Annotated in this window: 12 protein-coding genes and 1 pseudogene; 8 read left to right on the plus strand and 5 right to left on the minus strand. The window is 42.8% G+C overall.

Features of this window, described 5'->3' with window-relative positions:
• Window positions 1–73: 73 nt before the first annotated feature.
• Both HEQ19_14985 and HEQ19_14990 read left to right on the plus strand, forming a co-directional pair.
• Window positions 74–1,366, plus strand: coding sequence for an AmpG family muropeptide MFS transporter (locus HEQ19_14985; protein WYM03422.1), 1,293 nt, complete (start codon window positions 74–76; stop codon window positions 1,364–1,366).
• Window positions 1,351–1,779, plus strand: coding sequence for an ABC transporter permease (locus HEQ19_14990; protein ID WYM00628.1), 429 nt, complete (start codon window positions 1,351–1,353; stop codon window positions 1,777–1,779). The genes HEQ19_14985 and HEQ19_14990 overlap by 16 nt, the downstream gene beginning before the upstream one ends.
• 6 nt (window positions 1,780–1,785) lie before the next feature.
• Here HEQ19_14990 and HEQ19_14995 read toward each other — a convergent pair.
• Window positions 1,786–3,034, minus strand: a pseudogene (locus HEQ19_14995) (transposase).
• A 387-nt stretch (window positions 3,035–3,421) separates the two neighbouring features.
• On the opposite strand from HEQ19_14995, the gene HEQ19_31030 reads away from it, so the two are divergent.
• The 4 genes from HEQ19_31030 (at window position 3,422) to HEQ19_15010 (ending at window position 5,242) form a co-directional block, all read left to right on the plus strand.
• Window positions 3,422–3,556, plus strand: a complete 135-nt coding sequence (locus HEQ19_31030; protein ID WZI67219.1) for a hypothetical protein — start codon at window positions 3,422–3,424, stop codon at window positions 3,554–3,556.
• Between the two features lie 19 nt (window positions 3,557–3,575).
• Complete coding sequence (locus HEQ19_15000) at window positions 3,576–3,944, plus strand: hypothetical protein (protein ID WYM00629.1); 369 nt, start codon at window positions 3,576–3,578, stop codon at window positions 3,942–3,944.
• Window positions 3,938–4,417: a GNAT family N-acetyltransferase gene (locus tag HEQ19_15005; protein WYM03423.1), complete on the plus strand. Its 480-nt coding sequence runs from the start codon at window positions 3,938–3,940 to the stop codon at window positions 4,415–4,417. The genes HEQ19_15000 and HEQ19_15005 overlap by 7 nt, the downstream gene beginning before the upstream one ends.
• Before the next feature lie 66 nt (window positions 4,418–4,483).
• Complete coding sequence (locus tag HEQ19_15010; protein ID WYM00630.1) at window positions 4,484–5,242, plus strand: HEAT repeat domain-containing protein; 759 nt, start codon at window positions 4,484–4,486, stop codon at window positions 5,240–5,242.
• A gap of 523 nt (window positions 5,243–5,765) precedes the next feature.
• Here the strand turns inward: HEQ19_15010 and HEQ19_15015 are convergent.
• The 3 genes from HEQ19_15015 to HEQ19_15025 all read right to left on the minus strand — a co-directional run bounded on the left by HEQ19_15015 (window position 5,766) and on the right by HEQ19_15025 (window position 8,892).
• Complete coding sequence (locus tag HEQ19_15015) at window positions 5,766–6,161, minus strand: phosphomannose isomerase type II C-terminal cupin domain (GenBank protein WYM00631.1); 396 nt, start codon at window positions 6,159–6,161, stop codon at window positions 5,766–5,768.
• A 254-nt stretch (window positions 6,162–6,415) separates the two neighbouring features.
• Window positions 6,416–7,684: a hypothetical protein gene (locus tag HEQ19_15020; GenBank protein WYM00632.1), complete on the minus strand. Its 1,269-nt coding sequence runs from the start codon at window positions 7,682–7,684 to the stop codon at window positions 6,416–6,418.
• 317 nt (window positions 7,685–8,001) lie between these two features.
• Window positions 8,002–8,892 (minus strand): sugar ABC transporter permease, encoded by an 891-nt coding sequence (locus HEQ19_15025; GenBank protein ID WYM03424.2) that lies wholly within the window; start codon window positions 8,890–8,892, stop codon window positions 8,002–8,004.
• Between the two features lie 171 nt (window positions 8,893–9,063).
• Between HEQ19_15025 and HEQ19_15030 the strand changes: the two genes are divergently transcribed.
• Together HEQ19_15030 and purN are read left to right on the plus strand one after the other, a co-directional pair.
• The gene (locus HEQ19_15030; GenBank protein WYM00633.2) at window positions 9,064–9,537 is read left to right on the plus strand and encodes a hypothetical protein; all 474 of its coding nucleotides are present in this window, start codon (window positions 9,064–9,066) and stop codon (window positions 9,535–9,537) included.
• 2 nt (window positions 9,538–9,539) lie between these two features.
• Entirely contained in the window at window positions 9,540–10,205 is a 666-nt protein-coding gene (purN, locus tag HEQ19_15035; GenBank protein ID WYM00634.1) for a phosphoribosylglycinamide formyltransferase, read from the plus strand.
• A gap of 56 nt (window positions 10,206–10,261) precedes the next feature.
• Here the strand turns inward: purN and HEQ19_15040 are convergent, their stop codons facing one another.
• Window positions 10,262–12,271 (minus strand): AAA-like domain-containing protein, encoded by a 2,010-nt coding sequence (locus HEQ19_15040; protein ID WYM00635.1) that lies wholly within the window; start codon window positions 12,269–12,271, stop codon window positions 10,262–10,264.
• Window positions 12,272–12,620: the final 349 nt, after the last annotated feature.

Below are 12,620 nucleotides of genomic sequence, written 5' to 3' on the forward strand. Positions count from 1 at the left end.
CTATGATATAGTATTTCGCGCCAGCGGTCACTAACAACTGCAATTCGCTCAGGTGAGTAGGAATGTTCAACGTATGAATCCATTGCGATCGCTGCTGGGAGTGTTTGGTAGCCGGAAAATGGCTGCTTTATTATTTCTTGGTTTCTCGTCCGGTTTGCCCTTATTCTTAACTAGTAAGACCTTACAAGCTTGGATGACCGTAGAAGAGGTGGATTTAACCGCCATTGGGTTGTTGAGCCTTGTAGGTTTACCCTACTCGTTAAAATTTCTGTGGTCGCCTTTATTAGACTGGTTTACACTGCCATTTTTAGGACGACGGCGGGGTTGGTTAATTACACTGCAAATTGGGTTATTAGTAGCGATCGCCTTTATGGGTTTCCAACAACCCAAACAAGGGTTACAGCTTTTAGCCATCAACGCCGTGGCGATCGCCTTTTTTAGCGCCACCCAAGATATTGTCGCTGATGCCTACCGCACCGATGTTCTGGGAGAATTAGAAAGGGGCGCAGGTGCAGCAGTTTTCGTCTTAGGTTATCGCGTCGCCCTGTTGTTTACTGGTTCTTTAGCATTAATACTTGCTGATACCATACCTTGGTCATCAGTTTACCTGTTGATGGCAGTTGGTATGGCAATTGGGATTATTGGTACATTATTCGCACCAGAACCCAAGGAAATTACTCCACCAGAATCTTTAGCCGATGCAGTAATTTTGCCCTTTGGGGAATTTTTAGGGCGCCACGGTATACTCCAAGCTGTGTTAATGCTGCTGTTCATCGTCCTTTATAAATTGGGCGATGCTTTTGTTAACAATATGTCCACACCCTTTTTGCTGCAAACAGGGTTCACCCAAACCGATATTGGTGCCATACAAGGGGGTATGGGATTAATTGCGACTATTGTTGGCACCCTTGCAGGTGGTGCAGTTTTGAGTAAAATTGGTCTGAATCGATCACTTTGGTTGTTCGGTGCCCTGCAAGCTCTGAGTAACTTAGCTTACTTCTTACTTGCCCAAGTTGGTAAAAACTACCAGGTGCTAGTGCTGACAATCAACGTGGAAAACTTTTGTGCTGGGTTAGGAACAGCCGCCTTTGTCGCCTTTTTGATGAGTATGTGTAACCAGCGTTTTTCTGCTACCCAGTATGCTTTGCTCTCCAGCTTCATGGCTGTTAGTAGCATAATTCTAGTCGTCCCAGCTGGCTTTTTAGCAAAACGTACAGGTTGGCCATTATTTTTCATCATTAGTATTATCGCCGCTGTGCCAGGTCTACTGCTATTGCCATTTTTCGCCCCGTGGACTCCTCAACTAGTGGATGTACCCCGACCAGGAATTGAAGACGAGGAAGAGGATGTATGGGGAACCAAGTAGTTATTTTTGTTGGTACATTTATTCTGGTGCTGACTGGCCTGTTACTGGGCTATGTTCTCTCACAGTTAGTTCTGGGATCTTTGGGATTTAACCTCCTAACTTTTTTCGGGACACTCAGCCTAATTTTAATTTTTGGTACACTTTATTACGTTTTATTTTGGCAACTGCGAAGAGAACAATCCCAGTCATTCAATAACCGAAGATTCAGCCAGCCAGAAAATCAGCTAGAAGAATATATACCAGAAGAACATATATCTGATAGTGATATAAAACAGCGACTGATTGTGAGGTTAGACGGTGATACAGCCACAGCTGAACGCCTAATTGACCAAGCAAAGCAGAATTATCCGGGGATGACAGAGAATTGGTATTTTGAGAGAGTGCTGGATGATTTAGAACGCGATCGCCGGTGACATCTCCTACACTGATGCAACGCATACAGTGTAGGCTTCCAAGACAATCCGGCTATCGCTTAGGAGGCTCTTGGCTTTAAGAACGGAATGCCCTACCGCCCTATTTTTTATATTGATTGCAGCATTATGGTCACGGTCAAGACTGCATCCGCAATGTGGGCAGTTGTGCCATCTTTCGTGTAGCTTTTTAGGTACTTTTGCGCCACAATTAGAGCAATCTTGGGATGTGTTCTTGGGATTAACAGGTATTACCAACAAACCAGCATTTATGCCTTCGGCACGCTACGCGAATGGCTTTGTTTGTTAGTATTGATAAAAAGTTGCCCCAACCAGCATCATGTACAGATTTAGAAAGTCTAGACCTTGAAATTCCTTTGATGTTTAAATCTTCATGTGCAATTACGTCATATTTTTTCAGTAAGTTGTTAGCAGTTTTAAAATGGAAGTCTTTGCGCTTGTCAGCAACTTTTTTATGCTGTCTACCCAATTTTTTAACAGCTTTTTGTCTACGATTACTACCTTTTTTACGTCGGGAAACACGCTTTTGGATAACTCTCAAACGTTTTTGCGCTTTGCGATAGTGTTGAGGAATAGCTACTGTTTCACCATCAGCAGTCGTCAAAAACTCTTTTAATCCCATGTCAATACCAGTTATAGATTCTGGGTTAAAGTCAGGTTTAATTGTAGGAACTGTACTATCTTCCAAGCTGAGGGACACATAATAACCATCAGCTTTTTTAGTTACAGAAGCGGTTTTGATTTTCAAGCCATCTGGGATAGGTCGATGAACAATAACTTTCACGTCCCCTATCTTTGACAACGTAATTTTGTTGTTAACAAAATTACGTTGCTTAAATTGTGCGTAAGTAAAAGTCTTATATTGACCTTTACCCTTGAATCTAGGTCTACCAGACTTTTTGCCATTAACGTCACCCTTTAACCATCTGTCAAAAGCTAATTCAACTCTTTTAGGAACTTCCTGTAACACTTGAGAGTGAATTTCTTTGTACCAAGGTCTATCAACTTTCAGTTGAACCAAAGACGCTTTTTGCTTGTAGTATAATGGTTGTTCTTTTAATTCTGGTATGTGACAAATTAATGGACATCTATCAATAGGGCAGCGATTCATTTCATACCAGTCAAACCTTTGAGCCAACAAATAATTATACTGACAACGCAGCATTTCTAATGTTTTATCTATTTTCGCTGATTGCTCTTTAGTTGGCTTGATTTTGTACTGGTATGATGTCTTCATTTTTTCCTTTGTTTTCGACCTACACATAGGATAACATAAACGTCAAGACAATGTGTAGGCAATTATGAAAAATAAAGCATTAAATTTAAGAATATCAGAACGTAGATTAAATAAGCTACGGTTATATGCAAGTCAAAACGATAAAACTATGACTCATGTAGTTGAAGACTTTATAGACTCGCTCAAAGTTAAAAATGGCGACTCCTCCCCGACCCCACTCCCTGATCAACCTGACGGTTGATAAAGGTCGGGGGTCAACTCGTCGCCGCCCCGCCATTCATCTCATCACCTACCCGAAGGGAGGTGAGAGTCTTCTTGCGGTTTAAGCTAAAATAAATCAAGCAAACTAGTTACTCAACCAAGTTTCTAGCTCCTAGGAATAAACATATGGCTATATTTCGTCAATACATTGCCCCTTTACTTGTAGTGCTGGTATTTATCTTTGCCCTAGTAGCAGTCAGCGCCCGCATCTTTTTACCCTCGGACATGGCCGCACCTGCACCCATTGAGATGAAGGGATAGGGGGATTGGGGATTGGGGATTGGGGATTGGGGATTGGGGATTGGGGATTGGGGATTGGGGATTGGGGATTATCCCAACTCATTACTCACTACTCATTACTCACTACTCATTACTCACTACTCATTACTCACTACTCATTACTCACTACTCATTACTCACTACTCATTACTCATTACTCATTACTCATTACTCATTACTCACTACTCATTACTCATTACTCATTACTCACTACTCATTACTCACTACTCATTACTCACTACTCATTACTCATTACTCACTACTCACTACTCACTACTCATTACTCATTACTCATTACTCATTACTCATTACTCATTACTCACTACTCACTACTCACTACTCATTACTCACTACTATTGTTGAATTTTGAATTCCTTATTACCGGGGTATAATATCTACCTAGGCTCCACTTTGGATCGGGCTTTGCTAGTTAAGTACATGCAGCGAAGCTACCAAGATAGTTTTCCACAGCAGGACTTTTCCCACCTAGCGGGAACAGTTGAGCAATACTTCTCCAAGGATACGCCCTTGTGGTGGGTCCAGGAAGAAGAGGGGACAAGCTATCCCCCTATCGCCTGTCTCTGGGTGGGAAATGCTATCGACCAAGTAGGGGGGATTCGCCATCCTCACATTTTTCTGCTTTATGTTGTCCCAGAACACCGACGCCGGGGAATTGGTACAGCTTTGATGCGATATGTAGAAAATTGGGCAACACAAAGAGGCGATCGCCAAATTGGCTTACAAGTATTTCAATCCAACCAAACCGCCTTGCATCTTTATCACCAACTTGGGTATCAAACCCAATCCCTATGGATGGTAAAATCACTCCAGAAAGAAACTTAAAAATGCAAAATTTTGAATTCCGCAAAGCGGTTATGTGTTAATCCCAATTGGGATTGAAATAAAATTATGTATGACGAAGATGACCTTAGCCTACTCGATATCGAGGTAGAGCTAGACAGCCCCCTAGATCACATAGAGCCGCTAACTGCTGTAACAGAAGTGGCAAAACCCGATCCAGACGTAATGCTAGCCCTGTTAGAAAATCAGCAACCCCAGCAACGGATGCTAGCTGCGCGTGCTTTTTGTGACATTGAAGATGCCCGCGCTATACCCTATTTGATTCACCTGTTAACTGATAGTTGCCCTTTAGTGCGGGTGAGTGCAGCCTATGGTATAGGACGCAATCCCAGCCCCCTTGCAGTAGATCCGTTAATTATCCAACTCAACCGGGACTGGAATGGCTACGTGCGTAAAGGTGTGGTCTGGGCTTTAGGAAACTGTCGCGATCGCCGTTCTTTAGCACCCCTAGCCGACGCCTTAAAAACCGATATTTCCGCCGTGCGTTTGTGGGCTGCTAGTGCCTTAGTGCAAATGGCAGAAGTCGGTTATGAAGCAGTTATCGGGGCAATACCACCATTAATTGAAGCCTTAGTCCAAGACCCCGTAGCAGCGGTGCGGAGTAACTGCGCCTGGGCGATTGGACAACTTTGCCGGGAATTACCTTCTAACGTGGTTTATGCCACAGCAATTGATGCTTTAATTCAAGCTTTTGCTGAAGACCAAGATTTAGGAGTGCGGGAAGATGCCAAGGCATCACTATTAGGCGTAGGCGACCCCCGTGGACTACAGTTAATTGAAACCCTAGAACAAGAAGGCTGGTTTTGATCAGACGTAAGGGGAATGGGGAATGGGGAATGGGGCATGGGGGTTAATCAACAGTAACAGAAAAGCTAACAATTACTACCAATTAATCACTTATGCTCCGACGCCAAATCATCTGTTAGCATTTGTTAGCTTTTTTGGATCGGACACACCGCATACCTCATACCTCACCGAATTTTAGATTTTAGATTTTAAATTTTGGAATTGAAGATTCAAAATTTAAAATCTAAACTGGTCCCAAGCCCCCGAATTTATTCGCTTAATAAATCTAAAATCCAAAACTTGTACTGAGCGTTCGCGCAGCGTCCCGCAGGGAAGTCGTTGGCGTAGCCTCTCGTAGAGAAGTATCAAAAAATTTTAATTGTTCGCGCAGCGTCCCGTAGGGAAGCCCCTGCATTCATAAGCCACTGCGGTGGACGGGTTTCCCGGCTTAAAGCAAGTGGCGTGCATGGGGTCAATCTAAAATCCAAAACTTGTACTGAGCGAAGTCGAAGTATCCAAAATCCAAAATTGATTCACTCAGCACTTAAATCGGCTTGACCACATTGAGGTCATAAGGACGCTCTGTATCATCTTCACCCAAATACTCGCCATTTTGAATTTCTAAAATTACCAGCGGAATCAATCCGGGATTTTCTACTTTATGCAAAGTAGCAGCGGGAACATAGGTAGACTCGTTGCGATTTAGTAATATTTCCTGTTCTCCACAAGTCACCTTGGCTACACCAGCAACCACAACCCAATGTTCATTACGGTGATAATGGATTTGTGGTTTAATGCTGTGCTTAGGTTTGATTTCGATCCGACTAATTCTATAGCTTTCCCCTTCTTCTACAACCTCCACGTTACCCCAGTATCGTGTACCGGAATGTGAAGAATATTGCTCGCTATTGGACGAAGGATTATTTTCATTTTGAGTCATAATTAAATTTTTTCCAGAGGACAATTACTATTGTATTGTTAAATAATGTACCCTAAAATAAATAAAATTGGCTTGGTCAAGAGTCGAAAGCCAAGAGTCCAAAAAACTCAGACTTTTGACACTTGACAGTTGACTTTTGAGAAGGTTCACTAACCCCGTCCTCAAAGAACGGGGATTTGAATAGCCAATTATTCCAACGTAAGAAGTGAATAGCCCTTTGAGACTCAGCTTGGTACAAACTTCCGAATACTTCCCTAGTTCGGACTATCTTTAAAACCGATTGGCTCGGTTGCTTGTAGAAAGGACATCTTAGCTGCGTTGGCACCAATAATTGAACGGCGACCATTCTCACCTGATACCAGGATATCATTTGCCTGAATATCCAATTCTCCAGCATTGCCTGTAGCTACGGTGACAGCAATAATTGCCCCGCCATCTTTGACGACCAATTGATTCGTTTTAATTACCGTATTCCCCGCATAGCCATTACTAAATGTGACTGTTCCCAAACCACTAGCAAGACGTGTGAATTGATTCACGCCCATAACTTCGATTTTATCCGCAACATTCAGCGTCAGATTGCCGCCATTTCCCAAATTATTCGACTGTTGGCGATCGCCAAAAACAGTTCCTAATATCGGTACCGTGCTAGAATTCAAGGCACCGCCGGCTTGCACTGAAAGATTCGGCGTAGTGATAGAAACATTACCTGCATTTCCTGAACCAGTTGTGATGCTCCCCAGAAAACTGCTGAGGGTGGGTGCGTAAGGGTTAGTGCCTACTACGCTGATGGATTTATCTGCAGTGATGGTAACATCTCCCGCATTGCCCTTACCAGTATTCGGTACCCCAGCTAGGCGCGTGACAAATGCGTTGACCAACCCACCGCCTATTAAGTTCAACGTCCCTGTGGAAATGTTGATATTCCCCCCATTACCAATACCAAAAGTGAAGGCGCCAATCCCGCTAGGGTTGAGAGTAGTAGGACTAATCCCCGTTGCTGACAGTGTATCTGCCACATTTAAAGTGATATTTCCCCCATGTCCAGTGGCTCCAGGGAAGACAAATGTACCAATTTGACCACCCCCGTCAAGGTTGATTTGTCGAGCCACCACGCCCAAATCTCCCCCCGCTCCCGATGCATAGTTTTCACTGATAATGCGGCTACTGCTACTACCTGTGGGCGCAAAGGGAGAACTGAGAGCAACATTACCGCTAGCTTTAATGGTATCCGCCGTCACTTGCACGGCACCCGCCGCTCCTGACCCTAGACTCAGGGTTTGGATGGCGGCTCCATCTTGTAAGGTGAGTTGGGGTGCTTGCACAGTCACTGTACCGCCGTTTCCCGTTGTACCCCGTGTTACCATATTTACAATCCAAGCGCTGGGAGCTTGAGCATTGGCATTTAACCCACCCAACCAGAGCGATCGCCCTGCGGTAATATTAATATTTCCACCCTGTTGCTTGGCTGATACTGCTGTGGCAATTTGCGATTGGTCTAAGCGGATATCCCTTCCCACCACCTGAATACCCCCCGCCGAATTGCCTACTGTATCAGGGTTCCACAGGGAAGAACGAGCATTAACAGTGAACAGTTATCAGTAAACAGTTATCAGTTAAATCCCTGGCGAAACACCACACAAAGAAGGTGGAAGGCGTTGGTGGCGGGTCTAAATCCCCCACCATACGCCGTCAGGACTGATAACTGATAACTGATTTAATTGATATCCATGTACACCTATTACTAGGGTTCCCGAAAGTGCTGACTTTTCACGGTATCTGGAAAACTTCGCTTCCATTCCTCTCCACAAACCCGCTTCCCTTCCCGGTACAAGATACACTAACGTTCTTCCCCCCAGGTTCTTAACTGCAAATATACTAGTATTAGAGTTACTGCTAACAACACGGTCGCGGCTGCGGCTGCATAGCCAAAATCAAATTGACCAAAAGCCTCTTGATAAATATAATAAACCAGCAAATTGGTAGAATTTAATGGACCACCACCAGTCATCACATAAACTGGCTCAAAACCCCGCAATGTAAAAATGGCAGTGGTAACAATTACAAATATGATAGTAGGTCGCAGTCCAGGTAGGGTAATATGCCAAAATTGTTGCCAAGCATTTGCTCCATCGAGTTCTGCTGCTTCATAACGACTGGAGGGAATTGCTTGCAACCCTGCTAAAAATACCACCATATTGAAACCTAATTGTTTCCAAATACTCAATAAAATTATGACTGGCATTGCCCAAAATGTATCTCCTAGCCAGGAAATGGGTGGAATACCAAAAAAATTTAAAAGTCCGTTCACAGGCCCAGTGGTTTGAAATAGCCAGCGAAATCCTAAACCAGCTGCTACCAGAGAAATAATCGAAGGGAGAAAATAGGCGCTTCGCAGAATTCCCCGCCAAGCAAGGGAGAGATTTAATAGTACTGCCAGTCCCAAGGGGATAACTAAGCTGGGAACGACGGTAGCAAGGGTAAAATAAATAGTGTTAACAATAACTTGCCAAAAATCTGGATTTAATAACAAGCGCCAATAATTTTTTAAGCCGACTAGATAAGTTCCTTTTGAGGTGAAACTACCAGATGTGAAACTGAGATAAAATAAATAAGCAATCGGCCAAACCATAAAGACACTCAGCAAAATCAGTGCTGGTGCCAGGAAAATCCAGGCGGCTACTGTATCATTATCAAGCACATGCATACGAGAAAAGCGGGATGTTTTCATGGCAATCTTGGCTATTTAATATCGGCAACGTGTGATTATATGCATAGGTACTGCTAAGATCCTGTAAATATAGTGGCTCTCAAGCAAATGCCTAAAATCTTCCCGTACTGTGGTAAATTCCCAATCGCTAGCAAAATAATTACCTCTACTAGCGTATTTATAGCATTATTGATGACAGTCAATACAACTGTGCTGGCTGAACCGACACCAGCACCAATACCAAATCCATCTCCTCCAGCGCAGACCCAAAAGCCTATTGCCGAACAATTGTTAGGGGAATGGCAAACTACCAACCCTTCATCCCAGGACACACTCACCTTCATTTTCGCACCAGAAGGCAAATTATTTATCCTTTCGCCCCCATCTGAATCTGAAAAGCGTCTGGCTGTGGAATTGAACTACAGCATCGACGCGACACAACAACCCATGCAGATAGATATAACGCTCCCCAATGTAAAAGAAAAAGTGCTGACAATTTTTGAAATTACCCCTGATGGTAAACTACGACTGCAAATAGAAAATACCGATCCAGGAAAATCCAGACCTAAAACGTTTTCTGCAGCAGCGACGCTATTCAAAAGAAATTCAGACTCCCGCAAATTACCTGAGAATGTTAAACTTGTTGACCCTAATAGTAAACCTTGATTATGAGTAATGATTTCACAATCAATGCTGCAACTAGTTTAATTTCTCCCAATATCTCTAGCAACCAATTTAGACAAAATACTCCCTTGAAATTGGGAATTATGGCTTCGGGAAATGGGAGTAATTTTGAAGCAGTTGCCCAAGCTATTGAAAATGGGCAATTAAACGCCCAAATTCAAGTTTTGATTTACAATAACCCTGGTGCTAAAGCGGCAGTAAGGGCGGCTAATCGCGGTGTAGCAGATGTTTTGTTAAATCACCGTGACTACAAAAGCCGCGAAAAGTTTGATGAGCAAATTGTCCAGAAGTTGCAGCAGTACGATGTAGAATGGGTGATTATGGCAGGTTGGATGCGACTGTTAACAGGAGTATTAATTGATGCTTTTGCTGACAAAATTATTAATATCCATCCTAGTTTGTTGCCCAGTTTCAAGGGAATTCACGCCATAGAACAAGCTTTAGCCGCCGGAGTGAAAATTACTGGCTGTACAGCGCATCTAGCTTGTTTAGAAGTGGACAGTGGACCGATATTAATTCAAGCAGCGGTGCCTATTTTGTCAGATGACACAGCAGAAACACTCCATGCGCGGATTCAAATTCAGGAACACCGGATTTTACCACAAGCGATCGCCTTAGCGGCACAACGACAATTGACAGTTGTCAGTTGACTGTTTTCATTGGTCATTTGTCCCCCCCATCTCCCCCTCAGATGGGTGGATTGATATTAGCCGAGGACAACGCGATCGCGCCCTTGTCTTTTTGCTTGATTGAGCGCTCGCTCGGCAGCATTTACTAGAGTAGCAGGCTCGGTTTCTCCTTCAGGAATCATACTAACAACGCCTAAACTCACAGTTAAAACAGCCGCCGGTAGTCCGCCGATCCCCGGATACTCACATTTAATGGCTAAGGCTTTGACTTGTTGTCGAATTTGTTCGGCAATATATACAGCAGTATTAGCATCTGTGTGAGTGAGAATGGCAAATTCTTCACCACCGTAACGAGCCACTAAAACTAAACTCTGTTCATGGTGAGTATTTATGGTTCGGGAATTTTCTAAAGTACCAAAAGTGGGGTAATCAAGACTACTACTGAGATATAAAAGACTGCTATTATTCAGCGGATGTTTGACGCAATTATCAATAGCTTGAGCTATTTGTTGTAAACAATTATCTCCTAAATTATTGCCATAGGTTTTATTGTAGATTTTGAAATAGTCAATGTCACATAAAATCAATGATAAAGCGGTACGTTCTTGGGCTGCTGTTCGCCATTCAATTTCCAGGTAGTTGTCAAAATAGCGGCGATTAGCTAAGTGAGTTAGTTCATCTAAGTTAGAAATGACTCGCAGCTGTTGATTTTCTTTTGCCAATTGTTCAACCAGATCATCATCATCGCTCAAATCCTCACTGCTGTTGAGTTGCTGGCGAAAATACAGACGATATAACTCACAGGCTGGAGTAGCGCGATCGCCTACTAGGTTAATCAGCCCCATACTCTGTAATTTATATCCTGTTACGCGCTCTAATTTCACATCTCCTGTAGCATTTACCACTTCATAGAAAGCGGCGCCTAGTTCTGGCTGTTCTTGCAAGGCTAATATATACTGTCTTAAATACTCATGATAAATTCCCGCGTCTGTGGGTGCTTGTTGCAACAGCTGTTGTAAATTCCCTTCTAAACCCCCCTTACCCACAAGGTTATACAAAGCTAGTCTGACTAAATAAGGATGTCCCCCCACCATAGCCATCAACCGATTAGCATTTTTATCATCTGTCCAATCGAGTCCGTGTTTTTGTGCTAATTCCTGCACTTGCTGTTTTGTAAAGTTTGGTAACTTAATCGGTAAGCCAATATTAAATGGGGATTGAGTCAGTTTTAAGGGGACAAAAATTTCTGTAGAGTAAACCAAGACCAGGCGGAGTTTTTGCCAAACCTCTATCCGTTTGGCTTGTTCGTACCAAGATCGTAGCAATGGGAGAAAGTCCCCTGCAATTTCTGGATATGAAAACACCCAATCTACTTCGTTTAACACCAGAACCAAAGGACTTTGCAGGCGAGATAGCAAATGTCTTTGAAAATAGATAGAGCAGCTGATTTTGCTACCCATCTCCTCATCCCAATAATCATTGAGTTTTGGCTCAAGTTCTAACTCCCGACTGATGTTAGCACAGAACCAACGCAAAAATCTATCGAGATTGACAAATACCGCATTATCTGCTTGCTGAAAGTCTAAACTCACAGTGCGAAAGCCTTGATTGGTAGCATGTGCCAGAATCCTCAGAATCAAGGAGGTTTTACCCATCTTCTTGCTAGCTCTAATGCAGATCACACTTCCTGGTTCAGCTATTTCTCTGTAAGCTTGTTCCTCAATGGGCGGGCGGGAAATGTAAAATCTAGAGTTAAGGGATACCGGTCCTGTAGGAAATTCTAGGGATACAGCAGTAGCCGTGCGGTTAAATTCCTTAATTAATTGTTGATGCACTTTCGTCAAACACCGAGATTCCAGACTTGAGCGGAAGTTGGATTTATTGATAGATTCTCCCCAAAAATCGCTTAACAATTGCCATAAATGAGAAGCAACTTTCCTGACACGCTCTTCACCATAGTGAGCTGACAAAGCTATACTGGTATAAGTTTTTCCTTCCCAAGACGAGCGCAACACGGTCTCTTGAAGCGTCGTTAAACCGTTGGACTGGCTTGCTTTTAGTAGTATTACCACTTCATCTATAGTCATTAGTTATCGGCTCTACTTATATTTATATGTAAAATTTCCCCAAATAATTTTTCTTGCTCAGAGTTTAAGTAATGACGAGAGATATCAATGTAGCCTCTGTTTTGGGGATAACAGCAGGTCTTTTTTCAAAAAAGCTACAAACGAATCTTGACAATTACCAAAAAGCATGAAACATTCCACACAACTTGATTGTATTATTTTTTAAACCAAAAATTTACGGATATAAATGCAATGCATAAGTAGTATTAGATACTGCAATTTAAATATTTTTAAAGGGTAGATGAGCATAATGTAGCTAGTTTTTTTAGAAGATGACATTGAATAGTACAACAAAAGTTACATTTTTATG

Source organism: Gloeotrichia echinulata CP02, assembly GCA_038087035.1.
Taxonomy (GTDB): domain Bacteria; phylum Cyanobacteriota; class Cyanobacteriia; order Cyanobacteriales; family Nostocaceae; genus Gloeotrichia; species Gloeotrichia echinulata.